27 protein-coding genes and 1 riboswitch are annotated in these 26,247 nt (G+C 58.0%); of the genes, 11 read left to right on the plus strand and 16 right to left on the minus strand.

Annotated features, from left to right (window positions below):
* Positions 1 to 8: 8 nt before the first annotated feature.
* A complete protein-coding gene (locus IAI47_RS13465; protein WP_008925056.1) occupies positions 9 to 1,103 on the minus strand; it encodes a DUF1615 domain-containing protein in 1,095 nt (364 codons plus the stop codon).
* A gap of 106 nt (positions 1,104 to 1,209) precedes the next feature.
* On the opposite strand from IAI47_RS13465, the gene IAI47_RS13470 reads away from it, so the two are divergent.
* Entirely contained in the window at positions 1,210 to 1,995 is a 786-nt protein-coding gene (locus IAI47_RS13470; protein WP_008925055.1) for an OBAP family protein, read from the plus strand.
* A 98-nt stretch (positions 1,996 to 2,093) separates the two neighbouring features.
* Here IAI47_RS13470 and moaE read toward each other — a convergent pair whose 3' ends face one another.
* The 5 genes from moaE to moaA all read right to left on the minus strand — a co-directional run bounded on the left by moaE (position 2,094) and on the right by moaA (position 4,799).
* Positions 2,094 to 2,546 carry a molybdopterin synthase catalytic subunit MoaE gene (gene moaE / locus IAI47_RS13475; RefSeq protein WP_008925054.1) on the minus strand — a complete coding sequence of 151 codons (453 nt, stop codon included), beginning with the start codon at positions 2,544 to 2,546 and terminating at the stop codon, positions 2,094 to 2,096.
* A 1-nt stretch (position 2,547) separates the two neighbouring features.
* Positions 2,548 to 2,793, minus strand: a complete 246-nt coding sequence (gene moaD / locus IAI47_RS13480; RefSeq protein WP_003851844.1) for a molybdopterin synthase sulfur carrier subunit — start codon at positions 2,791 to 2,793, stop codon at positions 2,548 to 2,550.
* A complete protein-coding gene (gene moaC, locus IAI47_RS13485; RefSeq protein WP_008925053.1) occupies positions 2,786 to 3,271 on the minus strand; it encodes a cyclic pyranopterin monophosphate synthase MoaC in 486 nt (161 codons plus the stop codon). The genes moaD and moaC overlap by 8 nt, the downstream gene beginning before the upstream one ends.
* 11 nt (positions 3,272 to 3,282) lie before the next feature.
* Positions 3,283 to 3,798, minus strand: coding sequence for a molybdenum cofactor biosynthesis protein B (gene moaB, locus IAI47_RS13490; protein WP_008925052.1), 516 nt, complete (start codon positions 3,796 to 3,798; stop codon positions 3,283 to 3,285).
* Between the two features lie 14 nt (positions 3,799 to 3,812).
* On the minus strand, positions 3,813 to 4,799 hold the full coding sequence (moaA, locus tag IAI47_RS13495) for a GTP 3',8-cyclase MoaA (protein ID WP_008925051.1): 987 nt from the start codon (positions 4,797 to 4,799) through the stop codon (positions 3,813 to 3,815).
* Positions 4,789 to 4,922: riboswitch (molybdenum cofactor riboswitch) on the minus strand. (Overlaps the previous gene by 11 nt.)
* 204 nt (positions 4,923 to 5,126) lie before the next feature.
* Here moaA and yvcK point away from each other — a divergent pair.
* Positions 5,127 to 6,050, plus strand: coding sequence for a uridine diphosphate-N-acetylglucosamine-binding protein YvcK (yvcK, locus tag IAI47_RS13500; RefSeq protein WP_003851850.1), 924 nt, complete (start codon positions 5,127 to 5,129; stop codon positions 6,048 to 6,050).
* Here the strand turns inward: yvcK and uvrB are convergent.
* The gene (uvrB, locus tag IAI47_RS13505; RefSeq protein ID WP_003851852.1) at positions 6,034 to 8,055 is read right to left on the minus strand and encodes an excinuclease ABC subunit UvrB; all 2,022 of its coding nucleotides are present in this window, start codon (positions 8,053 to 8,055) and stop codon (positions 6,034 to 6,036) included. The two genes, yvcK and uvrB, sit on opposite strands and share 17 nt — an antisense overlap.
* Before the next feature lie 893 nt (positions 8,056 to 8,948).
* Between uvrB and IAI47_RS13510 the strand changes: the two genes are divergently transcribed.
* Positions 8,949 to 9,671: an ABC transporter ATP-binding protein gene (locus tag IAI47_RS13510; protein WP_003851859.1), complete on the plus strand. Its 723-nt coding sequence runs from the start codon at positions 8,949 to 8,951 to the stop codon at positions 9,669 to 9,671.
* Between the two features lie 3 nt (positions 9,672 to 9,674).
* Here IAI47_RS13510 and bioD read toward each other — a convergent pair whose 3' ends face one another.
* From bioD to bioB, 4 genes are read right to left on the minus strand one after another with little or no spacing between them, the layout of a single operon-like run.
* Positions 9,675 to 10,346, minus strand: coding sequence for a dethiobiotin synthase (gene bioD / locus IAI47_RS13515; RefSeq protein WP_008925049.1), 672 nt, complete (start codon positions 10,344 to 10,346; stop codon positions 9,675 to 9,677).
* Positions 10,343 to 11,098, minus strand: a complete 756-nt coding sequence (gene bioC, locus IAI47_RS13520) for a malonyl-ACP O-methyltransferase BioC (RefSeq protein WP_008925048.1) — start codon at positions 11,096 to 11,098, stop codon at positions 10,343 to 10,345. Before bioC ends, bioD begins: the two co-directional genes overlap by 4 nt.
* Positions 11,082 to 12,233, minus strand: a complete 1,152-nt coding sequence (gene bioF / locus IAI47_RS13525; protein WP_187961142.1) for an 8-amino-7-oxononanoate synthase — start codon at positions 12,231 to 12,233, stop codon at positions 11,082 to 11,084. The genes bioC and bioF overlap by 17 nt, the downstream gene beginning before the upstream one ends.
* A complete protein-coding gene (gene bioB / locus IAI47_RS13530) occupies positions 12,233 to 13,264 on the minus strand; it encodes a biotin synthase BioB (RefSeq protein WP_003851866.1) in 1,032 nt (343 codons plus the stop codon). Before bioB ends, bioF begins: the two co-directional genes overlap by 1 nt.
* Positions 13,265 to 13,350: 86 nt before the next feature.
* Between bioB and bioA the strand changes: the two genes are divergently transcribed.
* Together bioA and IAI47_RS13540 are read left to right on the plus strand one after the other, a co-directional pair.
* Positions 13,351 to 14,655: an adenosylmethionine--8-amino-7-oxononanoate transaminase gene (gene bioA / locus IAI47_RS13535; RefSeq protein WP_008925046.1), complete on the plus strand. Its 1,305-nt coding sequence runs from the start codon at positions 13,351 to 13,353 to the stop codon at positions 14,653 to 14,655.
* Between the two features lie 75 nt (positions 14,656 to 14,730).
* A complete protein-coding gene (locus tag IAI47_RS13540) occupies positions 14,731 to 15,207 on the plus strand; it encodes a kinase inhibitor (RefSeq protein WP_008925045.1) in 477 nt (158 codons plus the stop codon).
* Positions 15,208 to 15,449: 242 nt separating this feature from the next.
* Here IAI47_RS13540 and pgl read toward each other — a convergent pair whose 3' ends face one another.
* Positions 15,450 to 16,451, minus strand: coding sequence for a 6-phosphogluconolactonase (gene pgl, locus IAI47_RS13545; protein WP_003851874.1), 1,002 nt, complete (start codon positions 16,449 to 16,451; stop codon positions 15,450 to 15,452).
* Between the two features lie 155 nt (positions 16,452 to 16,606).
* On the opposite strand from pgl, the gene IAI47_RS13550 reads away from it, so the two are divergent.
* On the plus strand, positions 16,607 to 17,425 hold the full coding sequence (locus tag IAI47_RS13550) for a pyridoxal phosphatase (RefSeq protein ID WP_003851875.1): 819 nt from the start codon (positions 16,607 to 16,609) through the stop codon (positions 17,423 to 17,425).
* On the opposite strand, the gene modC is transcribed toward IAI47_RS13550, so the two are convergent.
* From modC to IAI47_RS13570, 4 genes are all read right to left on the minus strand, one after another.
* The gene (gene modC / locus IAI47_RS13555) at positions 17,426 to 18,484 is read right to left on the minus strand and encodes a molybdenum ABC transporter ATP-binding protein ModC (RefSeq protein ID WP_003851877.1); all 1,059 of its coding nucleotides are present in this window, start codon (positions 18,482 to 18,484) and stop codon (positions 17,426 to 17,428) included.
* On the minus strand, positions 18,484 to 19,173 hold the full coding sequence (modB, locus tag IAI47_RS13560; RefSeq protein ID WP_008925044.1) for a molybdate ABC transporter permease subunit: 690 nt from the start codon (positions 19,171 to 19,173) through the stop codon (positions 18,484 to 18,486). The genes modC and modB overlap by 1 nt, the downstream gene beginning before the upstream one ends.
* The gene (gene modA / locus IAI47_RS13565) at positions 19,170 to 19,943 is read right to left on the minus strand and encodes a molybdate ABC transporter substrate-binding protein (RefSeq protein ID WP_008925043.1); all 774 of its coding nucleotides are present in this window, start codon (positions 19,941 to 19,943) and stop codon (positions 19,170 to 19,172) included. The genes modB and modA overlap by 4 nt, the downstream gene beginning before the upstream one ends.
* Positions 19,944 to 20,088: 145 nt before the next feature.
* Entirely contained in the window at positions 20,089 to 20,244 is a 156-nt protein-coding gene (locus IAI47_RS13570; protein ID WP_008925042.1) for an AcrZ family multidrug efflux pump-associated protein, read from the minus strand.
* Between the two features lie 136 nt (positions 20,245 to 20,380).
* On the opposite strand from IAI47_RS13570, the gene modE reads away from it, so the two are divergent.
* The 5 genes from modE to galM all read left to right on the plus strand — a co-directional run bounded on the left by modE (position 20,381) and on the right by galM (position 26,162).
* A complete protein-coding gene (modE, locus tag IAI47_RS13575) occupies positions 20,381 to 21,163 on the plus strand; it encodes a molybdenum-dependent transcriptional regulator (RefSeq protein ID WP_187961143.1) in 783 nt (260 codons plus the stop codon).
* A gap of 69 nt (positions 21,164 to 21,232) precedes the next feature.
* A complete protein-coding gene (gene modF / locus IAI47_RS13580) occupies positions 21,233 to 22,705 on the plus strand; it encodes a molybdate ABC transporter ATP-binding protein ModF (RefSeq protein ID WP_008925041.1) in 1,473 nt (490 codons plus the stop codon).
* A 237-nt stretch (positions 22,706 to 22,942) separates the two neighbouring features.
* Positions 22,943 to 23,989, plus strand: a complete 1,047-nt coding sequence (gene galT, locus IAI47_RS13585) for a galactose-1-phosphate uridylyltransferase (RefSeq protein ID WP_008925040.1) — start codon at positions 22,943 to 22,945, stop codon at positions 23,987 to 23,989.
* Complete coding sequence (gene galK / locus IAI47_RS13590) at positions 23,986 to 25,134, plus strand: galactokinase (protein WP_008925039.1); 1,149 nt, start codon at positions 23,986 to 23,988, stop codon at positions 25,132 to 25,134. Before galT ends, galK begins: the two co-directional genes overlap by 4 nt.
* Complete coding sequence (gene galM, locus IAI47_RS13595; RefSeq protein WP_003851891.1) at positions 25,128 to 26,162, plus strand: galactose-1-epimerase; 1,035 nt, start codon at positions 25,128 to 25,130, stop codon at positions 26,160 to 26,162. The genes galK and galM overlap by 7 nt, the downstream gene beginning before the upstream one ends.
* The last annotated feature ends 85 nt before the right edge of the window (positions 26,163 to 26,247 follow it).

Consider the following 26,247-nt stretch of genomic DNA (forward strand, 5'->3'; position numbering starts at 1 on the left):
CATGCCGCTTAACGGCGCGACAGGCACTGCTGATAGCGGCTGTCAACGCGCTGCGCAAACCACGCCGTGGTCAGATTACGGGTGATTTTCGGGCTTTCCAGCTTGATGCCCGGCAGCATTTCACGCGGGAGTTTGCGACCCGCCATTTTGTCCGCCAGGGTAAAGACCTGTTTCCAGAGTTCACTGTCGCTGAACGACGCTTTTTCCCCTTTCTCCAGATCGCGGCGAATATCGCTGTTGCTCATGTCGATCTGCTTCGACAGTGTGCGCACCGCGAGTTCAGTCCCCCCTGCCGCATCCGATCCATAAAGAATCAGATCCCCATCCAGCGCCAGCTTCATGCCGGTGGCGCGTGACACCGCCGCCTGGAAGGCCGCATTGCGACTGGCGTACCAGCCCGCATTGTAATCGGCAAAGCGGTAGAGCGGCTGACTGTAGTCAGCCGGGTAGCCGAGCAGATGCATAGTGCCGAAGTAGATTCCGCCGTGACGGGTAAAGACTTCGCGGCGGATGGTGCCATCGATCGGCCACGGGTAGCCTTTGGCGTGTGCTTCGGCAAACGCAATGCTGACCTGCATCGGCCCGCCGGTGTGGATTGGGTTGAGATTACCGAACAGCGTCTGGCCCATCGGCACCATGTCGATCAGGTCATCAAAGATAGCGCTGAGATCTTTTTCACTGCGCACCTTGTCCAGACGGGCCGCGTAACTTTCCCCGGTCGGCGACTTGATCAGCAGTGCGGTGCGCACCAGGAAGGCCGGCACATGCACCTGCGCCGCACGGCGGTTGATCTCGCCCCAGGCAATTTTTGGCAGGCCCGGTACGGCGGCCTCCGCGCTGAAGTTGCTCTCCTGATCCGCTACGGCGATGACTGCGCAGAGATTACTGGCGCTGGGATCGATCTGCTGCGTGCGGAAGGTGGTGTAGATGTCGTCGCTCCATGCGGCTTTATTACTGACGTGAGACGGCAGCAGTCGCTGGATCTGCGCTTTGACATCTTCGGGCTGCCGCACGGGCGCCTCAGGGGTTTTCTTGCTGCTACAACCCACCAGCACCAGCGCGGCGACCAGTGTCAGACGTTGCAGAATCGGGGTGGATGACATGCCTGTCCTCAGAATGAACGAAAGCCCTAGTCTACCATTGCCAGCGTTTCGCAGGCAGGCGAGAACTGAACTAAGGTTACCTTTTTTAACGTTAAAGGAACTTACGATGTTTAAACTCTGGCCTGTTGCGGCCTTCAGCCTGTTATTAACCGGCTGCGGCGCCAATAATACGCCTGCCCAGGTGCAGTCACCGGGCGCGCCCACCTCCTCCTCGCTTAAGGTGCTGGAGACGGGTGCCAGCGTGATGCAGTCACGTCCGCCTATCGACGCCATTAACACCTATCTCGATGGCTTCCATTTTTATAACGGCGACAGGAACGGTCAGATGGAGGCGCACCACTATGTCACCGTGCTGAACGACGATGTGATGCAGGCGGTGATTTACGACGGCAATACGCGCGACGCACGGCTGATGGGCGTGGAGTACATTATCAGCGAACGGCTGTTTAAGACCCTGCCGCCGGAAGAGAAGAAACTGTGGCACAGCCATCAGTATGAGGTGAAATCGGGCACGCTGATTGCGCCGGGCTTACCCGCCGCCGCCGACCATGCCCTGATGACACGCATCGCGAACACCTACGGAAAGACCTGGCACACCTGGCACACGGATCGTGATAAAACGCTGCCAATTGGCATTCCGGCCTTGATGATGGGCTTTACAGCGGATGGTCAGATGGATTCGCGACTGCTGGCAGACCGCGATCGCCGCTTTGACGTCGACAGTAAACAGATCCGTGCCGAACGAGCGGATATCGTAGCGCATCCGGCGGCACCGGGCGCCAATGCCTGGGAAAAGGGTCAGGTTATTCAGCTGAAGCGCACCACTGGCGGTGGTGAACACAGCCACGGCCAGACCGGGTTTGGCCCTGCGGAGCAGCTAAAGCAGCCTTAAGCGACGTGATAAGCGTGTTTTCTGGCAGTGGCGTGTGGATACACAGAGGAGACTCAGCGGGCGAAAAGGGTCTGGCCCGCTGAGCCATTAACGCCGCCTTAGTCCCAGCGCTGAGCTGCCTGGTGATCGCTGTCGCGGGCGTCCACCCAGCGATCGCCCTGCTCAGTCGCTTCACGCTTCCAGAAGGGGGCGCGGGTTTTCAGGTAATCCATAATGAACTCTGCGGCAGAAAAGGCGCTGCTGCGATGCGCACTGGTCACACCCACCAGCACGATTTCATCGCCGGGAAACAGTTCGCCGACGCGATGAATCACGGTAACCCGTTGCAGTGGCCAGCGTTCGCGCGCCGCATCCACAATCTCCTGCAGCGCTTTTTCGGTCATGCCGGGATAGTGCTCCAGCATCAACGCCGCCACGTTATCACCCAGATTGTGGTTGCGGACTTTGCCGGTAAAGGTTACCACCGCACCATCTTCATCACAGGCCGCCAGCCAGCGATACGCTTCCGCCATATCAAAGGGTGCAGGGCCAACGCGAATCTGCGTTTCCATCTCAGCCTCCGGTCACGGGCGGGAAAAAGGCGACTTCATCCCCGGCGTGCAGCGGATGCGTCATCGGCACCAGCGTCTGATTGACCGCCGCCAGCAGTTTGCCTGACTCCAGCGCCAGCGCCCAGCGATCGTTGCGGTCGGCCAGCGCACTACGCAGCGTGGCCACATCCGGGTAATCAGCACCGACCTCAAGTGATGCCGTGCCGGTCAGCTCACGCACCTGGGCAAAAAACAGCACCTTAATCATGCGCGACCGCCTGGAAATCGCCGCTTTTACCGCCGCTCTTGCTGATTAAACGCAACTGATCGATGACGATATCTTTCTGTACCGCTTTGCACATGTCGTAGATGGTGAGGGCGGCAACCGAGGCGGCCGTCAGCGCTTCCATCTCGACGCCGGTTTTGCCGGTGAGGCGACAGAGCGTGGTAATGCGAACCCGATTATGATCCGGTTCCGCTTCCAGATTCACTTCCACTTTGCTCAGCATCAGCGGATGACAGAGCGGAATCAGCTCCCAGGTGCGTTTTGCTGCCTGAATCCCGGCGATGCGCGCCGTGGCAAAGACATCCCCTTTGTGGTGGCTGCCTTCCATAATCATCTGCAGCGTTTCAGGCTGCATCAGCACCAGCACTTCTGCCCGCGCTTCTCGCACGGTTTCAGCTTTGGCGGAGACATCCACCATGTGCGCTTCGCCCGCGGCGTTAATGTGTGTGAGTTGAGACATACTTACCGTTCTTACCGTTTCTTCAGATGTGAGACAAAATTACAGGGCGCGGTGCGCGCATCAAGCTGGTCAGCAATAATCCGCTCCCAGGCAGTACGGCAGGCGCTGGTTGATCCCGGCACAGCCAGAATAAGCGTCCCGTTAGCCAGACCGGCAACGGCGCGCGACTGCAATGTTGAACCGCCAATCTCTTCATAGGAGACCATCCGGAACAGTTCGCCAAAGCCGTCAATCTCGCGATCAAACAGTGGCAGCAGGGCTTCCGGGGTGCTGTTTTTCAGGTTAAAGCCGGTGCCGCCATTAATAATCACCACCTGTACATCTTCACTGGCGATCCAGCGCGACACGGTGGCGCGGATGCGATAGAGATTATCCGGCACGATGGCGTGATCAACCACCTCATGACCCGCTTCTGCTGCCGCCTCGCGCAGGTAGTCGCCGGAGGTATCGTTGCTGGCATCGCGGCGATCTGACACCGTCATCACCGCCATCTGCAATGCCTGAAATTCGCTGGCTGGTTTACCCATACTTCCTCCTGAAATTAGCCGCCAATGTAAGAGAGATTCTGTGTGATGCCGGTGTTGCCCTGATGCAGGAAGTGGGTCTGCTTTTTCTGCCCCAGGCTGCTGGCAATGCGCGCCTGCAGTTCGGCCTGCTGCTCATCGGACGCCAGCAGGTCGCGCAGCGGTACGCCGCCGTCACCAAACAGGCACAGGTGCAGATTACCGTGCGCTGAGACGCGCAGACGGTTGCAGCTGGCACAGAAATCTTTGGCGTAAGGCATGATCAGGCCAATCTCGCCGACATAATCGGGATGGTAAAAGACCTGCGCCGGCCCGTCACTGCGTCCACTTTCGCGGCGCTGCCAGCCCTGGGCGATCAGTTGATCGCGGATCACCATGCCGGAAACGTGCTGCTCGCGGAACAGCGTGCCGCCGTCGCCGGTTTCCATCAGTTCGATAAAACGCAGCTGGATCGGGCGGGTGCGGATCCAGTCGAGGAACGTCGCCAGATTACGGCTGTTGAGATCGCGCATCAGCACACTATTGACTTTGACCTGGCGAAAACCGGCGTCCAGCGCGGCATCGATGCCGCTCATCACCTGATGGAATTTATCCTGACCGGTAATAGCGTGAAACTGACGGGCATCCAGACTGTCGACGCTGACGTTAAGTGCGGTTAAACCCGCCTCGCGCCACTGCTTCACATCACGCGCCAGCCGGTAGCCGTTAGTGGTCACCGCGATCTGGCGGATAGAAGCGTTTTCACGGACCGCCGCAATGATGTCGGTGAAATCACGGCGCAGCGACGGCTCACCGCCGGTCAGCCGCACTTTTTCGGTGCCGGCAGCGGCGAAGGCCCGCGTGACACGGCGGATTTCATCCAGAGAGAGAAAGCTTTTGTTACGAATTCCCTGCGGTTTGTAGCCGTCAGGCAGGCAGTAGGTACAGCGGAAATTACAGACATCCGTGACCGACAGGCGCAGGTAATAGAACTTACGCGCGTATGCATCAGTAAATTGTGACACCAGAACACCTTTCCAGATTGGGAGATGCAGTCATTTCTTCCTGCACCCTGGCAGCTCGATGGCTACGGCCTGAACCCCCTATCCGCAGACTTAGGCATTCAGGCTTGAGTGTACGCTGACCCGTTGATCAGCGCGGTAAGCATGATGGTAGCGTGTATTTCGCCACTCTTCCATGTGCTCTTTTCGCTATATATTCTTATACATATCGAATTTTCACCGCATGTTAGCGACAGGATACGTTAAAATGCGATCCAGATTTTGACGCATGTCATCCGCGCGGGCTTAGCGTTTAGAGCCTCGCCACGCGAACGGATTTTAAGGAGAAGTATGAATCGCACACTGGCCGATCTTGATCGCGTTGTGGCACTGGGAGGCGGACACGGTTTAGGCCGCGTGATGTCTGCCCTTTCCCCGCTGGGCTCGCGTCTCACCGGTATCGTCACCACCACCGACAACGGCGGATCAACCGGCCGTATTCGCCGCTCCGAAGGCGGGATCGCCTGGGGCGACATGCGTAACTGCCTCAACCAGCTGATTGCGGAACCCAGCGTCGCCTCAGCGATGTTTGAGTATCGCTTTGCCGGTAACGGCGAACTGGCCGGACACAATCTCGGTAACCTCATGCTGCGGGCGCTGGATCATTTGAGCGTACGTCCGCTTGAAGCGATTAATATCATCCGCAACCTGCTGAAAGTGGATGCCTTTTTAATCCCGATGTCAGAACAGCCGGTGGATTTGGTGGCGATGGATGCCGAAGGTAATATGGTTTACGGTGAAACCGCCATTGACGAGATGAAACAGCCGCCACAGGAATTGATGCTGCATCCCAACGTCCAGCCCACCCGGGAAGCATTGCAGGCGATAGGTGACGCGGATCTGATCCTGATTGGTCCAGGCAGTTTTTACACCAGCCTGATGCCGATTCTGCTGATGGAAGAGATGGCGCAGGCATTGCGTCGCACGCCCGCCACCATGGTGTTTATCGGCAATCTGGGCCGTGAGCTCAGTCCCGCTGCCGCCAGTCTGTCTGTGGCTGATAAGCTTCAGATGATGGAGCGTTACATTGGCAAGCGAGTCATTGATGCGGTGGTGGTCGGCCCGTCAGTGGCGACAGAGGGCATTGAAAACCGTTTGATTGTCCGGGAACCGCTGGAGGCCGCCGACATCAAATATCGTCACGACCGCCAGCTATTACGGGTGGCGCTGGAACACGCCATTCAGGGCTTTGACGGCGCTACGAGGCCGCAATAAACAGCGTTCGCAGCTCATGCAGCTGATCGCGCACATTTGCCGCCTGTTCGAACTCCAGGTTCTGCGCGTGTTGCTGCATCTGCCCTTCCAGCTCGTGAATCTTTTTCTGCAGAGCCTGCGGCGTTAGCAGCTTGAAATCGGCCAGTGCCTGGGCTTCGCCAGGACGTGCCGGTTTCGCTTTGCCGCGGGTTTTCACTATGTTGTTACCCAGTTCCAGAATATCGGTGATCTTCTTGTTCAGCCCCTGCGGCACAATGCCGTTTTGCTCGTTGTGTAGCTGCTGCTTCTCACGGCGACGCTCGGTCTCTTCAATGGCGCGTGCCATCGACGGCGTAATTTTATCGCCGTAAAGAATCGCCTTACCGTTGATGTTACGCGCCGCACGACCAATGGTCTGAATCAGCGATCGTTCAGAACGCAGGAAGCCCTCTTTATCCGCATCCAGAATCGCGACCAGAGAGACTTCCGGCATATCCAGCCCCTCACGCAGTAAGTTGATGCCCACCAGCACATCAAACTCCCCCAGACGTAAGTCGCGAATAATCTCCATACGCTCCACAGTGTCGATATCGGAGTGCAGATAACGCACCTTCTCGCCATGCTCCGTCAGATACTCGGTGAGATCTTCAGCCATGCGTTTGGTCAGCACCGTGACCAGCACACGTTCGTTGATTGCCACGCGCTGACGGATTTCTGACAGCAAATCGTCGACCTGCGTCCCGACCGGGCGCACTTCAATGATGGGGTCCAGCAGGCCGGTAGGACGTACCACCTGATCGACCACTTCGTCGCCCGATTTTTCCAGCTCATATTTGCCCGGCGTGGCAGAAACATAGATGGTCTGCGGCGCCAGTGCTTCAAACTCTTCAAACTTCATCGGACGGTTATCCAGCGCCGACGGCAGGCGGAAGCCATACTCAACCAGCGTCTCTTTACGCGCCCGGTCACCTTTGTACATGCCGCCAATCTGCGGAATGGTGACGTGTGACTCATCCACTACCAGCAGGCCATCCGCCGGCAGATAATCAAACAGTGTCGGCGGGGCTTCGCCCGGTCCGCGTGCAGAAAGATACCGCGAGTAGTTCTCGATGCCAGAGCAGTAGCCCAGTTCGCTCATCATCTCCAGGTCAAACTGGGTACGCTGGGTAATGCGCTGCTCTTCCAGCAACTTATTATTCTCAAGCAGCACCCGGCGGCGGTCCGCCAGCTCGACTTTGATATCTTCCATTGCCTGCAGAATGCGCTCACGTGGCGTGACATAGTGCGTCTTGGGGTAAATGGTAAAACGCGGCACCACGGAATCGATCTGGCCGGTCAGCGGGTCAAACAGCGACAGACGCTCCACCTCTTCATCAAACAGTTCAACGCGCAGCGCAATATCGTCCGACTCTGCCGGGAAAATATCGATCACTTCACCACGCACGCGGAAAGTACCGCGCTGAAACGCCTGATCGTTACGGGTGTATTGCAATTCTGACAGGCGGCGCAGGATGCTACGCTGATCAATAATCATGCCGCGGGTGAGGTGCAGCATCATTTTCAGATAGAGATCGGGATCGCCCAGACCATAGATTGCCGAAACTGACGCGACGACGATAACGTCGCGCCGCTCCAGCAGCGCCTTAGTGGCCGAGAGACGCATCTGCTCAATGTGTTCGTTAACCGATGCATCTTTTTCAATAAAAGTGTCTGAGCTCGGTACATAGGCTTCAGGCTGGTAATAATCGTAGTAAGAGACGAAAAACTCGACGGCGTTATCCGGGAAAAACTCTTTCATCTCGCCATAAAGCTGGGCGGCCAGCGTCTTGTTCGGGGCCAGCACCATTGTCGGGCGGTTGAGGTCGGCAATCACGTTGGCGACGGTAAAGGTCTTACCAGAACCCGTCACACCCAATAAGGTCTGATGGGCCAGTCCATCCTCCAGCCCCTCTTCCAGGCGACGAATCGCCTCAGGCTGATCGCCCGAAGGTTTGAAGGCGGAATTCAATTTAAAGGCTTTGGTCATGAATGCAGTTCCTGCTGGAGAAGTCGGCGGGCAGGCACTTATTTTACTCTGCTATGGTGATTTTGCCAGAAAATAATACTGGATATAAAAACAGTAATGATGCATTGTTAACGTCAGCACAATGAGACTTTTTGAACCGGCGACGTCGTAGCGATAGCACAAAGTCTGTTGCGCAATGTTATCCCCAGACCCGGATCAGATTTAACATTTGTCAATAGAGCGTCACAAAATTACAGTTCGGTTACCTGACAGATAATTCGCAGGCTTGTTTTTTGATAACCTACTGATTTAATTTACTTTAGGCCACAAGGCCAGATTCTCGTCATAATGTTACCAGGCCGCGTATTTCCTCGCTTCCAACTGGTTTTCATAACCTAATGCACAAGGTTATCCACAGGAATGGTGGATAAGTGATGGCAGCCCCGCCGCCATCAGCTGTGTATAATTTTTCCCTGCTCCTTCATCGCCTCGAAAATAATTTTTTTTGCGTTAAATTTCGCGTCAGCCGCTGACGGAATATTCTGCATTTTTCATCGTCCACCTGATGTATCACGCAAATTTTCATCAATCCACTAAGATTCTTAATCAGACTTAATTGCCTCTTAACACACCGTCTGCACCAGAAACAGCGCCCGGAGGCACTGCAAAAGTGCAGCGGCGTGACTACCGTGGGGAATTGATAAGTTTTTCTCAACTTTTATCCCTTAAACATGGCATCCCGGCCGGAATCAGGACCGTTTTTAGATCTGGCCTGAGAATTGCAGGAATGACTGGCGTCAACGCGCTTCACGCGCACTGTGCTGCAATAGCGAGACAGCTGTTGCTGAAGACTTGTTTGCCAGACGACAGAGAGCGGATGCAATCAGGCTAATGATCGGGAAGGAGAGTGTCAGATGCTGAGTCTACGTTCGGTCAATCAATTTTACGGTCAGAACCATATTCTGTGGGATGTGGATCTGGATCTGGCACCTGGCACCTGCACGGGCGTTCTGGGTCGTCAAGGCATGGGGAAAACCACGCTGGTCAACTGCATCATGGGCAGACTGCCGATTAACAGCGGCTCTATCTCCTGGAAAGAGGATGGCTCACCGCCGGAAGATCTGCTGCTGCAGCCCGCTGAACAGCGGGCACAGATGGGCATTGGCTATGTGCCACAGGGCCGCCATATTTTTACGCAGATGAGCGTGGAAGATAACCTGCTGATTGCCCTGCTGGCGGGGGCCAGCCAGCGTGATCGCCATCGCGCCATTCCCGAAATGGTATTTGATTTGTTTCCGGCGCTTTATTCACTGCGACAGCAGCGCAGCGGCGATCTGCCGATCGATCAACAGCAACAGCTGGCCCTGGCGCGCGCACTGGTGCTGCAGCCCAAATTGCTGATTCTGGATGAGCCGACTGACGGGATGTCGCCGTGGCTGGAAGAGGAGATGGGCAACCTGATTCGTCGTCTTAATCTCGACTACGGGCTGACCATCCTGCTACTTGAACAGCGACTGTCGCTGATCCGTCGCGTGGCAGACTATTTTCTGCTGCTGCACCGCGGTCGCAATGTGGCGCAGGGCAGCATGGAACAGCTGGATGACCACACCGTCGATAAGTGGCTGACGGTGGCCTGAGGCTTACGCCGGAAGCGTCAGGTAGTGACCACATGACGCCTGCTGCGCCGCATCAGTAAGATACGGGATCGTGCCCAGACAGGGCGCAGGCAGTCGGTTTTTCAGGCTGGTGAGATACTCCGGATAGCGTTTGCCAGGCGGTTCCACGGTGTTGGCGATCCATCCCACCAGCGGCAGGCCACGCGCCCGCACCGCCTCTGCGGTGAGCATCGCGTGGTTGATGCAGCCGAGCTTAATTCCCACCACCAGAATAACGGGCAGCTTTTCGCTGACTACCCAGTCTGCATAGGTGTGTGTCTCTGACAGCGGCGTGTACCAGCCGCCTGCGCCCTCGACCAGAATCCAGTCCGCCAGTGGCTCCAGCGCCGCCAGACCGGCTGACAGGGCCAGATGGGTAATCGTTCTGCCCTCTTCAGCGCTGACGATGTGCGGCGAGGTGGGTTCCATAAACGCCAGCGGATTCACCTGCTGATAGGTTAACGGCACACTGCTGAATCGCTGCAACGCCAGCGCATCGCTGTTGCGGATCCCCTCTGGTGTCATCTCACAGCCCGACGCAACCGGCTTATAGCCCGCACAGCGAAAGCCTGCTGTGGCAGCGGCCTGCAACAGTGCGCCGCTGGCGACAGTTTTACCGACTTCAGTGTCGGTGCCGGTAATAAAAAACCGTTTCATGAAAGCGTGACTCCATAAATTAAATGGTAACTCAGGCGATAACCGTGCCGATCGCGCGGCCAGTGCGCCTCTAACTGGTTAAGCCGTCGCCGGGTGAGTATCTGCCCGTCGCGGCCCTGATGCAGATGGGTCGCCCCAATCCCCTTCAGGGATCGCATGGCGCTGAGCGCATCGGGGAAATGCAGCGTCACCTCCTCTGAGCTGCAACGCAGTTGCTCTGCCTGGCAGGCCGCTGCAATCTGCGGCTCGCTAAGAAAGCGGTTGGCGTGCGGCAACGCATCCAGATGAGACCAGGCTTCATGAACCTCCTGCAGCGAACCGTCGCCCAGCGTGGAAAACAGCAGCGTGCCATTGGATCGCAGCACCCGCCGGAACTGGCGCAGCGCGCCGGGCAGATCTTCACTCCACTGCACCGCCAGGTTGCTCCATACCAGGTCGATGCTGTTATCCGCCAGCGGCAGCGCGTCGATGTCGCCCGCCAGATAGCAGTGCGCCGCGTCGTTATCCCGCGCCTGTTGCAGCATCTGTGGCGAGAGATCCAGTGCCGTCACCTGTTTGCCGCGTTCGCGCCACAGCCTGCTGTACCAGCCGGTGCCACATCCGGCATCCAGCAGTTGAACCCCGCTGTGAGCCGGTGCGAGAGCCAGCAGCGCATCGCCGCTAAGGCGTTGCAGCGCCGCATGGGCGTCGTAATGGCTGGCCGCCCGGCCAAAAGCGCGTGCAACCGCCTGCTTATCAATCCGCAGCGTCATGCAGCACCTCCAGTAACCGATCGATATCTTCCGGGCGATGTGCCGCCGTCAGGGTAATGCGCAGCCGTGCCGTTCCCGGCGGCACGGTGGGCGGCCGGATGGCGCTGACCCAGCAGCCCGCTTCAGCCAGACGCTGAGAGAGGGTCATCGCATCGCTATTTTCACCCACCAGCAGCGGCTGAATCGCACTCTCTGAGTTCATCAGTTGCCACGGCAGTGAGGCTGCGCCGCGCCGGAAATGCCGGATGTTCTGCTGCAGCTGCTGGCGCAATGCATCGCCCTGCTGAATAACCTGCAGCGCCGCCTGCAGTGCAACAGCCTGCGCGGCGGGCATCGCGGTGGAGCAGATCAGATGCCGGCTGAACTGCAGGAAATAGTCGGCAGTCTCCGCATCACAGAGCAGCGCGGCACCGCTGACGCCAAAGGCTTTGCCAAAAGTGACCACCAGCAGTTCCGGTTTAACGCCCTGCAGGCAGCAGCTGCCGCGCCCCTGCTCACCCACCACACCGATGCCGTGCGCATCATCCACCAGCAGCCAGCCCTCAGCCTGGCGCGTCTGTTGCGCCAGTGCAGCGAGCGGCGCGCTGTCACCATCCATGCTGAAAATGCCCTCGGTCACAACCAGCGTTTCCCCCTCGCAGGGTAATGCGAGCCGCGCCGCCAGACTCTCAGGTGCGTTGTGACTGAAACGACGCAGCTGCGCCGGGCTGTGGCTGGCAGCGTCGAGCAGCGAGGCATGGCTGAGCTTATCGGCCAGGATACGATCGTTTTTCTCACCCAGCAGATGAATCACCGCCTGATTGGCGGCAAAGCCAGAGATGAACAGCAGCGCACAGTCATAGCCGAGCCAGTCGGCCAGTTGCGCCTCAAGATCGGCGTGCTGACGGTGATAACCGGTGACATGCCCTGAAGCGCCCGCCCCCGCGCCTGCCAGCGCCGCACCCTGCTGCCAGCCGGCTATCACCGCCGGATGGCGGGTTAAGCCGAGATAGTCATTGCTGGAGAAGTGAAGATAGTTGCGGCCACCGCTCTGCAGTGTGCGGGTCGATTGCTCATCGATAACCCGACGCTGCCGCCAGCCATCAGCCGCACGGCGCTGCGCCAGCCCCTGCCGGAGTCGTTGCTGCCAGCTCATTACAGTGCCGCGTTGTAAAACTGTTCAGTGTCGGCATGGAACAGCTGCTCGCTGAGTTGCTGTTCCTGCTGCTGATCGCCATGCTGGGTGTGAGTATGTTCCGGGTTCAGCCCCAGTTTGCGGAACAGCACGCGGTCTTTATCCTCTTCCGGATTCGGTGTGGTCAGCAGTTTGCAGCCGTAGAAAATCGAGTTCGCCCCGGCCATAAAGCACATCGCCTGGGTCTGCTCGCTCATCTGCTCGCGGCCCGCCGAGAGACGTACATGCGAGGTCGGCATCATGATCCGCGCCACCGCGATGGTGCGGATAAAATCGAACGGTTCGACGTCATCGTTATCCGCCAGCGGTGTACCTTTCACTTTCACCAGCATGTTGATCGGCACGCTCTCCGGTGGTGTCGGCAGGTTGGCTAACTGCACCAGCAAACCTGCACGGTCGTTCACGGTTTCGCCCAGGCCAACGATGCCGCCCGAACAGACTTTGATCCCGGCGTCACGCACTTTACCCAGCGTATCCAGACGTTCCTGATAGCTGCGGGTGGTGATGATGGAGCCATAGAATTCCGGCGAGGTGTCGAGGTTATGGTTGTAGTAATCGAGGCCCGCGCCCGCCAGGCGCTGCGCCTGGTCGTCGCTGAGCGTGCCCAGCGTCATGCAGGTTTCCATCCCCATCGCCTTCACGCCTTCGACCATCTTTTCCAGGTAAGGCATATCGCGCTCGTGCGGGTTTTTCCACGCGGCTCCCATGCAGAAACGGGTTGAACCAGCAGCTTTGGCCTGACGCGCGGAGGTCAGCACCTCTTCCACTTCCATCAGACGCTCCGACTCCAGGCCGGTTTTATAGCGCGCGCTCTGCGGGCAGTATTTGCAATCTTCCGGACAGGCACCGGTTTTAATCGACAGCAGGGTACTGACCTGTACCTGGCGCGGGTCGAAGTGCTGACGATGCACCTGTTGCGCCTGAAACATCAGTTCGAGAAAAGGTTGATCAAACAGCGCTTGTGCCTGTGCAATTGTCCAGCGTTGAGCCATTACTTACTCCAGAAAAGGGTGTCATCCCGACGAAAAGCAGGGGTATACTTGTAAACTATATTTTTTTATTTTGGTTTACAACTCCGATGACTACCCCTGTTTTTTCCTCAGATGATGCCCGTTTTGACCGCCAGCATATCTGGCATCCCTACACCTCAATGCAGAATCCGCTGCCCTGCTATCCGGTTGTTACCGCGCAGGGTTTTCAGCTGCAACTGGCCGATGGCCGTGAGCTGGTAGATGGGATGTCATCATGGTGGGCGGCGATCCACGGCTATAACCATCTCCGCCTGAACCGGGCGCTGACGGAGCAGGTCACACAGATGTCGCACGTGATGTTTGGCGGCATTACCCACCCGGCGGCGGTGGCGCTCTGCCGTCAGCTGGTGGCGATAACGCCTGAGCCGCTGGAGTGCGTTTTCCTGGCCGATTCCGGCTCGGTGGCGGTGGAAGTGTCGATGAAGATGGCGCTGCAGTACTGGCTGGGTCGGGGCGAAACCCGCCAGCAGTTCCTGACGCTAAAACGCGGCTATCACGGCGATACCTTTGCCGCGATGTCGGTGTGCGATCCTGAGAACTCAATGCACAGCCTGTGGCGCGGCTATCTGCCGGAGCATCACTTTGCGGCGGCTCCCGCCTGCGGCTTTGATGATGAGTGGGACGAGCGCGATTTCGATGATTTCGCCCGTCTGATTGAACAGCATCACCGGCAGCTGGCGGCGGTGATTCTGGAGCCAATAGTACAGGGTGCGGGCGGGATGCGTTTCTACCATCCACGCTATCTGCAGCAGGTGCGGGAAGCCTGCGATCGCTATGGCGTGCTGCTGATCGCCGATGAGATCGCAACCGGCTTTGGTCGCACCGGCAAACTCTTCGCCTGTGAACACGCGGGCATCACGCCGGATATACTCTGCGTCGGTAAAGCGCTGACCGGCGGCATGATGACGCTGGCGGCGACGCTGACCACCCGTGACGTGGCCGACACCATCAGTCGCAGCGCGGCAGGCTGTTTCATGCATGGCCCGACCTTTATGGGCAACCCGCTGGCCTGCGCGGTCGCGGCAGAAAGCCTGACCATGCTGGCGGAAGGAGACTGGCAGCATCAGGTGGCCGCCATCGAACAGCAGCTGCGCGCTGAGCTGCTGCCGCTACGCAACTCACCGCAGGTGGCTGATGTGCGCGTGCTGGGCGCAATTGGCGTGGTGGAAACGCATCAGGCGGTCAACATGGCGACGCTGCAGCAGTTCTTTGTTGAACAGGGCGTCTGGATCCGGCCATTTGGTCGTCTGATCTACCTGATGCCGCCCTACATCATTACGCCACAGGCACTGAGTCAGCTGGTGCAGGCGATAGGCGGCGCGCTGGAACATTCGCAACATTTTGCTGCCTGAAGCGGGCTGACCGCTGGCACTGGTGGCGCTTTTGGTTATCATGAAAGGCTATTCATCGACAATTGAGGAGATGTGATGCGCGTTTTTAGTCAGGATTTTAATGACGGCGAGAAGATGCCTGAAAAGCATGTTTTCAACGGCATGGGTTATCAGGGCGAGAATATCTCTCCCCATCTTGCCTGGGAAGCGGTGCCGGAAGGCACCAAAAGTTTCGTGGTGACCTGCTACGATCCTGATGCGCCGACCGGTTCGGGCTGGTGGCATTGGGTGGTGGCGAATATTCCGGCCAGCACCACATCACTGCCACAGGGTGCCGGTTCCGGCAAAGCGTCACTGCCAGCAGGCGCAATTCAGACCCGTACCGATTTCGGTCAGGCGGGCTACGGTGGCGCGGCGCCGCCGCAGGGCGAAACCCATCGCTACATTTTCACCGTGCATGCGCTGGATGTGGAGACGATTGAGGTGGATGAAGGCGCCAGCGGCGCAATGGTCGGCTTTAATGTGCATTTCCACGCACTGGCGAGCGCCTCGCTGACCGTGAATTATCAGTAATTCAGTAAGACTGACCACTGACAAGCCTAAAGCTGAATGATCTGGCAGCAACGCGTTAGCTTAAATTGCAGGGAACAGGGTCAGAGGAGGAAAGCGTCCCGTGCCAGGGATGGCGCGGGTCGAGCATGCCATGGATGGCGGCTTTTGCGTCTTTCCGATCTGACCCTGTTCCCTGTGTCTGCAGGATCTCACAGCTGGCAGCCACGCCTCTCCCGCCCGGGAGAGGCATTTTTCGTGGTGCGTTACGCCTGCAACTGATGAATCACGACCCACATCGGGCCCTGCCCTACTGCATAACGTCCCAGCGGCTGTAACAGCCCTTTTGGTTCGCTAATCGCATAGACTTCGATGTGATGCGATTTCTGTCCCGCTGCCACCAGATAGCGTCCGCTGTGATCGATATTGAATCCGCGCGGCTGTGTTTCTGTCGGCTGGAACCCTTCCAGGGTCAGCTCGTCACCCAGCTCGCTGACGCTGAACACCGCCAGAGTGCTGCTGGTGCGATCGCAGGCGTAGAGGAAACGGCCATCCGGCGTCAGGTGAATATCCGCAGCCCAGCGCGTACCGTTGAAATCCGGTGGCATCATATCCAGCGTCTGCACGCTTTCTGCTTCACCTTCACCCGTATTTAATGCCCAGACCTCAACCGTGCTGTCGAGCTCATTTACGCAATAAGCGAACTGACCGCCCGGATGGAACTGCATGTGACGCGGGCCTGCACCTTCTACTGTCGTGACCTGCGCCTGCTTACGCGGCGTCAGCTGACCGTCAGCGCCCAGCGAGAACAGACAGATACGATCCTGCTTCAGTGCCGGTACATACAGGGTCTTATTGTCAGTGTCGATATTGGCCGAGTGGCAGCCATCCAGACCGTTTATCACCTGCAGCGGAGCCTGCGGAATGCCGTCATCGCCAATCGGGCTGACGCTGACGCAGGCATCATTGTAGGAGCCGCAGAACAGGAACCGGCCCTCACGATCGGTGGAAATGTGGGTCGGACTGCCGGGCAACGGTGCCTGACCCGCTTCGGTCAGCGTGCCATCAGCGGCAATCTTAAACGCCAGCACGCGAAAATTGGGACGCACGCCGACATAGAGAAAATCGCGTTTCGGACTCACCACCATCGGCTGAACCTGGCCGGCGACATCGGTCACCTGAAGCAACGTCAGCGCACCCTCATCATTCATCTGCCAGACGTGAATCTGCTGGCTCTCGGGACTGGCGGTGTAAACAACCTGTTTCATGCATTCTCCTTTTTTGCTGCCTTGTCATGATCTTTGAATCACTGTAGCGCGTTTTATTGCCCTACGCTGGAATCATTTGTGCCCTGTTTTTTGTCTCCGGGCCGTGGTCAGGTGTAGACTTCAGCCCCTGCAAACCTGGAAAAACGTGAGGATTAATGAGCTACCGTGTAATTGCCCTCGACCTCGACGGCACGCTGCTGACCCCAGCCAAGACGATTCTGCCGCAGTCAATCGATGTGTTAAACCAGGCCCGACAGGCGGGCGTTCATGTCGCTATCGTCACCGGACGCCATCACTGCGCTATTCATCCTTTTTATCAGGCGTTACAGCTGGATACCCCCGCAATCTGCTGTAATGGTACCTACCTGTATGATTACCAGGCAAAAAAGGTGCTGGCGTCCGATCCCATGGACCCGCAACTGGCGTTACAGGTCATTGAGATGCTGGACCAGCAGCGTATTCACGGGTTGCTCTACGTGGATGATGCAATGCTTTATCAGACGCCGACCGGTCACGTGATGCGCACACTGAAGTGGGCCGAATCACTGCCTGCTCATCAGCGTCCGCTGTTCATTCAGGTGCCCGACTTAGCGCAGGCGGCGCGTGACGCCGGTTCGATCTGGAAGTTTGCCCTGTCGCACGACAATCATGAGGAACTGCAGCAGTTCGCCACCCGCGCCGAAGCGGAGCTGGGTCTGGCCTGCGAATGGTCATGGCACGATCAGGTGGATATTGCGAAAGGCGGCAATAGCAAAGGCAAACGGCTGGCGCAGTGGGTTGAATCACTGGGGCTGGACATGTCTGATGTGATCGCATTCGGAGATAACTACAACGATCTCAGCATGCTGGAAACGGCCGGGCTGGGTGTGGCGATGGGCAATGCCGACGACGCGATTAAAGCGCGGGCGAAGCGGGTGATCGGCACCAACCTTGAAACCGGTATTGCCGATACCCTCCGTCAGTACGTGTTGTAATCAGGGCGTCACGGAGACGCTTTTGATCTGGGCATAGAGCCACTGATCCGGCCGGATGCCCAGTTCATCACGCGCCCACGGCGTAATGCGCGCCCAGAGCTCGCTGATACCAATACGCAGCTTCACTTCCACCTGATCGCCGACCTCCAGCAGTTCTACCACCTGCGCCGGTAAAATGTTGCGGATGGAGCTGTGTTGCGGCGGTTGCAGCGCCAGCGAGACATCAGAAGAGGCGATGCGAATACGCAGTGGCGTTTTCACCGGCTGATTCACCCGGCTGACCCAGATATGCTGGTCGCCCAGCGACAGCGCGGTCATTGGATAGTCGGGATGCTGCTCAAGCACCAGCACCCGCAGTACGCTGGTCAGTTCGCTTACTGGCAGCCACGGCCGCATCGCGCTGCTGCTCCAGACCCGCTCAAGCGGACCAAAGGCCTTGACCTTGCCCGCATCCAGCACCAGCACGTTATCCGCCAGATGCAGGATCTCATCCAGACTGTGAGAAACGTAAAGCATCGGAATATCGACCTGTTTCGCCAGTTTTTGCAGATACGGCATCAGTTCACGTTTGCGCGGCAGATCCAGCGACGCCAGCGGCTCATCCAGCAGCAGCATGTCCGGTGCGGTCAACAGCGCACGGCCTATCGCGACCCGCTGCTTTTCCCCGCCAGACAGCGACAGCGGAAAGCGCGGCAGCAACGCCTCCAGACCCAGCAGCGACACCAGGCTGTCGAACTGCGCTTTCATTGCCGGCGCCATACCGTATTGCAGGTTGCCACGAACCCGATAGTGCGGGAACAGCCGCGCATCCTGAAACACGTAACCAATGCGCCGTTTTTCGGGCGGCAGCGCAATCTTCTGCTCCGCATCAAACAACAGACGCTCGTTAAGCTGGATCCGCCCGCGCTGCGGCTGGGTCAGCCCGCTAATCGCGTTAATCAGGGACGTCTTACCGGCACCGGAAACACCAAAAATAGCGGTGATCCCTTTGGCCGGGATCTGCAGGTCAACCTCCAGCTGGTGATCGCCCTGCTGCTGCATAAAGTTAAGTGATAGCATCAGCTTCCCATCCGCTTACGGCCTGCGCGAGCCAGCCATTCTGACGCCAGCAGTGACGCCAGCGCCAGCACGATAGCGATAACGCACAGGCGCGCCGCCGCGCCCTCTGCACCGGGAGTCTCTATCAGAGTAAACATCGCCAGCGGAAGCGTGCGCGTCTCGCCGGGAATATTGGAAACAAAGGTGATGGTGGCCCCGAATTCACCCAGCGAACGGGCAAACGCCAGCACCGTGCCGACAATCACGCCAGGCAGCGTCAGCGGCAGCGTGATAGTGAAAAAGACCCGCCAGCGCCCGGCCCCCAGCGTGCGAGCCGCCTGCTCCAGCCGGATATCCACCGCCTCCAGCGCCAGCCGGATAGCACGCACCATCAACGGAAAGGCGATGACGGCAGACGCCAGTGCGGCGCCGCGCCAGCTGAAAGCAAAGCTGAAACCGAACCAGTCGAAAAGTTTTTCGCCAATGATGCCGCGCCGGCCCAGGCTAATCAGCAGCAGATAACCCACCACCACCGGCGGCAGCACCAGCGGCAGGTGGATCAGGCTGTCGAGCAGCGCTTTGCCGGGAAAACGGCAGCGCACCAGAATCCAGGCCATCAGGATGCCAAACGGCAGACTGCCCAGCACGGCTATGCCAGAGACTTTAAGGCTAAGCAGTACCGCCTGCCATTCGGGATCGCTGAGTATCATTTCGTCGGTGTGAATCCGTAGTGTTTGAAGATAGCCGCGGCCTGCGGTCCTTTCAGATAATCATAAAACGCTTTAACAGTCGCATTGTCGTGCTCGTTCACGATCGCCATCGGATATTCCACCGGTTTATGGCTGTTTGCCGGAAAACGCCCGACCACCTGCACGTTGTCGCTGGCAACAGCGTCCGAGCCATAGACAATGCCATAAGGTGTTTCGTTTCGCTCCACCAGCGCCAGTGCCGCACGCACATTATTGGCTGGCGCTAACACAGGCGCAACGCTTTCCCAGGCGCCCAGCTTTTGCAGCGCCTCTTTGGCGTAGATGCCGGCCGGAACATGGTCCGGATCGCCAACCGCCAGACGTTCACCGTGCAGCAGTGTTTTCCAGTCGGTCTTTGCGTCCAGCGTCACCGCTTTAGCTGGCGCACTGCGTGGTGCAATCAGCACCAGATCGTTGCCCAGCAGCGTGTAGCGAGTGCGGGTGATCACGCTTTTTTTCACCACCGCATCATCCATCCACTGCTGATCGGCAGAGATAAACAGGTCGGCAGGCGCACCCTGCTCCAGCTGGCGGGCCAGCGTTGACGATGAGGCGAATGAAGAGACCACCGTCACCCCTTTTTCCTGCTTGTATTGACTGGCAATATCCTGCATCGCGTTGGTCAGTGACGCTGCGGCAAACACCGTAATGTTATCGGCGGCCACAACCTGCCCGGCCAGCGAAACAGTGATCAGCGCCGCTGCGCCCCAGCGAGTGTAATTCAATGACATGATGTTCTCCGGCTATACGTTGTGTAGTGGATAATATAACGCAATGGCCGGGAGGTTCAGTAAATTATCGGCAGGAGGAACAAAAGGTTAAATCAGAGAGGAATAATAACGACCACGCCCGCGACGATGGCGGGCGTGGCAGCAATTAATTGTGCGAACGGGCTGAGGATTTTTCGCGATGACCAATTTTAGAAATGACGTTAAACACTTCACCCAGGCCATAAATCATACCCAGCATCAGCGCCATCACCACAGGCACCATCAGGACGGCGAAGGCGAGGCTTTTCAGTAATTCCAGCATGGAGAGTCTCACTCTGCTAACAAAAAAGTGATTGTAACGGGTCAGGAAAATTTTGCGCAGCCCTTTTCGTGCTTTTACTTTGGTCACAAAACGCCGCTATCATCGGCCTTCGCCTTAACCCTTTGCCGGAGCTGTCATGGAAGCCGAACTGTCCCTTCATATCCGTTTACAACAGAAACTGTTTGCCGATCCCCGGCGTATTGAGCTGCTGAAACGCATGCAACAGACCGGATCGATCAGTCAGGGGGCGAAGCTGGCGGGCATCAGCTACAAAAGTGCCTGGGATGCGATCAATGAGATGAACCAGATGGCGGATGAAACGCTGGTGGCGCGGGCAACGGGCGGTAAAGGCGGCGGCGGTGCCACGCTGACCCGCTACGGTGAACGCCTGATACAGCTGTTTCAGCTGATGGAACAGATTCAGCAGAAAGCGTTCGATGCCCTGCAGCAGGATACGCTGCCGCTCGACAGTCTGCTGGCGGCCATCGCCCGCTTCTCTCTGCAGACCAGCGCCCGCAATCAACTGTTTGGCACCGTGATCAGCAACGATGCGCAGCAGGTGGTCCAGCATCTTATGATTCAGCTTGCTGATGGCGTCACACAGCTCAATGTGGCGCTGACCCAGCGCAGCGCCGATCGTCTGCAACTGGCGGCAGGTAAAGAGGTGCTGGTACTGATTAAAGCCCCGTGGATCCGTATCAGCCGTGACGCCGCGGAAGAAGATAATCAGCTTCCAGCCACCGTCAGTGCCATCGAGCCCGGTGAGCAGATGAGCGAAGTGCTGATGCAGCTTGCCAGCGGCGAAACCCTGTGCGCCACCCTGAGTCACGATCAGCTGCAGCAGTTGAAGCTTCAGCCAGGCGACGCTGTGATTGCCAGCTTTAACGCGGAAAATGCCATTGTCGCTACCCTGCTCTAGCCGTTGATTTGACTTCATTACGGGCAATGGTTACAACTCAGTGACACGATGCAGAAAATGGAACAGATCATGGCTTCATTGCAGATTTTGCAAGGCACGTTTCATCTTAGCGATACACGGACACTGAACCTGAATCAGGTGGAACTGCAGCGCGGCGAAAGCTGGGCTTTTGTCGGTGCCAACGGCAGCGGTAAATCCTCTCTGGCGCGCGCGCTTTCCGGTGAACTGCCACCGCTGGCCGGTTCCGTCAGCAGCGATTTCAGAAAGCCGGTCCGGCTGTCGCTGGAGCAGTTACAGACCCTGGTGGCGCAGGAGTGGCAGCGCAACAACACCGATATGCTCAGCGAAGGCGAAGAAGATACCGGACTGACCGTGGCAGAGGTGATTCAGGCGGAGGTGCAGCAGCCCGATCGCTGCAAACAGCTTGCCCGGCAGTTTGGCATTGAACCGCTGCTGTCCCGTCGCTTCAAATATCTTTCCACTGGCGAAACCCGTAAAACCCTGCTCTGCCAGGCGCTGATGAGCGAGCCCGATCTGCTGATTCTGGATGAGCCATTTGACGGACTGGATGTGGCGTCACGCGCCAGCCTGACCGACACGCTGCGCAGCCTGCAGCATCCCGCGTTTACCCTGGTGCTGGTGCTCAATCGCTTTGACGACATTCCCGATTTCATTCAGCAGGTTGGCGTACTGGCAGAATGTACCCTCACCCACAGCGGGCCGCGCCAGGCCATTTTAACGGAAGCACTGGTGGCACAACTGGCGCACAGTGAACAGCTGATGGGAATGGCGTTACCCGAGGCGGATGCGCCGGATCAGTTACCCTCACTGACAGATGATGCCCCGCGCGTTATTCTGCGCAACGGCACCGTCTCCTACAACGATCAGCCGGTGATTCAGGGGCTGAACTGGCAGGTCAACGCCAGCGAACACTGGCAGATCATCGGACCAAACGGTGCCGGAAAATCGACCCTGCTCAGCCTGGTGACCGGCGATCACCCGCAGGGCTACAGCAATGATTTAACCCTGTTTGGGCGCCGTCGCGGCAGCGGCGAAACCATCTGGGAGATCAAACAGCATATTGGCTATGTCAGCAGCAGCCTGCATCTTGATTACCGCGTCAGCACCAATGTGCGAACGGTGATCCTCTCGGGCTTCTTCGACTCTATCGGTCTCTATCAGGCGGCATCTGACCGGCAAAAAGCGCTGACACAGCAATGGCTGACGCTGCTGGGAATGGATAACCGGCTGGGCGATGCGCCGTTCCACTCACTCTCCTGGGGACAGCAGCGACTGGTGCTGATTGCCCGCGCACTGGTTAAGCATCCGACGCTGCTGATTCTGGATGAGCCACTTCAGGGACTGGACCCGATTAACCGCCAGCTGGTGCGACGCTTTGTGGATGTGCTGATTGGCGAAGGGCGGACTCAGCTGCTGTTCGTTTCGCATCACGCTGAAGATGCGCCCGCCTGCATCACGCATCGCCTGAGCTTTGTTCCCGCTAATGGCGGCTACGTTTTTCAGCAGGAAACGGTGCGCTAAAGCTTTCACATCACGTCTTTCAACGCCGCTACCGCGGCGTTTTAAAGCATATTGGTGTAAGCGCTACCATTCAGCACCGTCTTTAACCCCGCATAACCGCACACAATGCCTCGAAATAAGAATATTCAGCTTGTGTAAACGATACCATTTATCCAGACTTGATCACGCTTTCGGGCGCGCTGATGTGCTACTTTTTACCGATGACTCTTTGGCTTTTGACGCTTACCAGGATCTCACATGGACAAATTCAACCCGGTCGATCACCCGCATCGCCGTTACAATCCACTGATTGATCAATGGATTTTAGTTTCACCTCATCGGGCCAAACGTCCGTGGCAAGGCGCGCAGGAAACCCCGGCGGTCAATACTTTACCGGCGCACGATCCGGACTGCTTCCTGTGTGCCGGAAATACCCGCATTACCGGCGATAAAAACCCGGACTATGCGGGCACGTACGTCTTTACCAACGACTTTGCCGCACTGATGACCGACACGCCTGACGCGCCCGAGAGCGACGATATCCTGATGCGCTGTGAAAGCGCACGCGGCACCAGTCGGGTCATCTGCTTCTCGCCCGATCACAGTAAAACGCTGCCGGAGATGTCACTGAGCGCGCTGGAGGAAGTGGTGCGCACCTGGCAGGCGCAGACCGCCGATCTGGGTCAGCACTACCCGTGGGTGCAGGTGTTTGAGAACAAAGGCGCGGCGATGGGCTGCTCCAACCCGCATCCGCACGGTCAGATCTGGGCCAACAGCTTCCTGCCAAATGAAGCGCAGCGTGAAGATGATCATCAGCGCGACTATTTCGCTAAACATGGCTCGCCGATGCTGGTCGATTATCTGGCCCGTGAGCAGGAGGATGGCAGCCGCACCGTGGTGGAAACCGAACACTGGCTGGCCGTGGTGCCATGGTGGGCGGCCTGGCCGTTTGAAACGCTGCTGCTGCCGAAAGCGCACGTTAAACAGCTGACGGACCTCAGCGAAGCCCAGAGCGCCGACCTGGCAAAAGCCATTAAGCTGCTGACCAGCCGCTACGACAATCTGTTCCAGTGCTCCTTCCCCTACTCAATGGGCTGGCACGGCGCGCCGTTTAATGGCGAAGCCAACGATCACTGGCAGCTGCACGCTCACTTCTATCCTCCGCTGCTGCGTTCAGCAACGGTGCGTAAATTTATGGTTGGCTATGAAATGCTGGCCGAAACCCAACGCGATTTAACGGCGGAACAGGCGGCGGAACGTCTGCGTTCTGTCAGCGACGTTCACTTCCGTGAGGCACAACAATGAGCTTAAAAACCATCACGCAGCAGCTTTTTTCTGACGCATTTGGCTACGCTGCCACCCATACCATTCAGGCACCGGGCCGCGTTAATCTGATTGGCGAGCACACTGACTATAACGACGGCTTCGTGCTGCCGTGCGCTATCGATTATCAGACGGTCATCGCCTGTGCCCGCCGTGACGATCGCCAGATTCGCGTGGTCGCTGCCGATTATGAGAATGCGCAGGACACGTTCTCGCTGGATGAAGAGATTGTCAGCGTGCAGGAACCGATGTGGGCCAACTATGTGCGTGGCGTGGTGAAACATCTGCAGAAGCGTCACGCCGATTTCGGCGGCATCGACATGGTGATCAGCGGCAATGTGCCACAGGGGGCGGGCCTCAGCTCATCGGCCTCGCTGGAAGTGGCGGTCGGCACCGTGGTACAGCAGCTCTATAACCTGCCGCTGGATGGCGCAGCCATCGCCGTTAATGGTCAGGAAGCGGAGAACCAGTTCGTTGGCTGTAACTGCGGCATCATGGACCAGTTGATCTCCGCACTGGGCCAGAAAGATCACGCTATGCTGCTCGACTGCCGCACCCTGGGCACCCGTCCGGTGTCGATGCCGGAAGATATCGCGGTGGTGATCATCAACTCCAACTTCCGTCGTACGCTGGTCGGCAGCGAATACAACACCCGCCGCGAGCAGTGTGAAGCGGGCGCGCGTTTCTTCAATAAGAAAGCGCTGCGTGACGTTGAACTGGCCGAGCTTGAAGCGGCACAGTCGCAGCTCGATCCACAGGTCGCCAAACGCGTGCGTCACGTTCTGACCGAGAACGCCCGTACCCTGGAAGCCGCCGATGCGCTGACGCAGGGCGACCTGACCCGTATGGGCCAGCTGATGGCCGACTCTCACGCCTCAATGCGTGACGATTTCGAAATCACCGTGCCGCCGATCGATACGCTGGTTGAGATCGTGAAAGCGCAGATTGGTGAGCGCGGCGGCGTCCGTATGACCGGCGGCGGCTTTGGTGGCTGCATCGTGGCACTGATGCCACTGGACCTCATCGATCAGGTTAAAGCCGCCGTGGCAGAACAGTATGAAGCCGCGACCGGCATCAAAGAGACCTTCTACGTCTGTAAAGCCTCTGAAGGAGCCGGCCAATGCTGAATGACGTCAACTCCCATGCGCCCGACGGTCAGCCGTGGCGCATAACCGTGCTGCGCAATGCCAACGGCATGCTGGCAACTTTTATGGACTGGGGGGCGACCTGGCTCTCTGCCCGCGTACCGATGCAGGATGGCACGGTGCGTGAAGCGCTGCTCGGCTGCGCCACGCCCTCTGACTATCTGCACCAGGATGCCTATCTGGGCGCCACCGTGGGCCGCTACGCTAACCGCATCGCTGGCGCAAAACTCAATAAACTTAACCGTCAGCTGGTGCCTAACCAGGGCGTACATCAGCTGCATGGCGGACCGGAAGGCTTTGATAAACGCCGCTGGCAAATTGTCAGTCAGTCTGACAGCGAAGTGCATTACCGCATCGATTCACCGGATGGCGATCAGGGCTATCCGGGCAATCTGATTGCTGACGTGCGCTATCAGCTGGATGATCAGAACTGCCTGAGCATCAGTTATGAAGCGCGTTGCGATCAGTCCTGCCCGGTCAATCTGACCAACCATGCTTACTTTAATCTTGATGCGCATCATGGCGATGTCCGCCAGCATCGCTTACAACTGCACGCCGACCAGTATTTACCGGTCGACAGCGAAGGCATTCCGAATGCGCCGCTAAAAGCGGTCGCCGATACCAGCTTTGATTTCCGCAACGCTAAAGTCGTGGCGCAGGATTTCCTGGCAGATGACGACCAGCGTGCAGTAAAGGGCTATGACCACGCGTTTCTGCTGAACAGCGCCGGCGACGAGAGTCAGCCTGCGGCAGAACTCTGGTCAGAAGATGGAAAATTACAGCTCAGCGTGACTACCTCGGCCCCAGCGTTGCAGTTCTACTCCGGCAACTATCTGGCGGGCACCCGTGCCCGTGAGCAGGCGAGCTATAATGCCTTTCAGGGCATTGCGCTGGAGAGTGAATTTTTACCGGATTCGCCTAATCACGCTGAGTGGCCTCAGCCTGATTGCTGGCTGCAGCCGGGAGATCGCTGGGAATCGGTGACGCGTTATCGCTTCACGCCACGCTGAGCCTCCGGCTGAAAAACGCGCAGTGCGTCACACACAGGCTTACGCGCTGCCCGCTTTTCCGTTATGGTATGGCGCAATCAGCTCG

The organism is Pantoea sp. MT58 (assembly GCF_014495885.1).
GTDB classification, from domain to species: domain Bacteria; phylum Pseudomonadota; class Gammaproteobacteria; order Enterobacterales; family Enterobacteriaceae; genus Pantoea; species Pantoea eucalypti.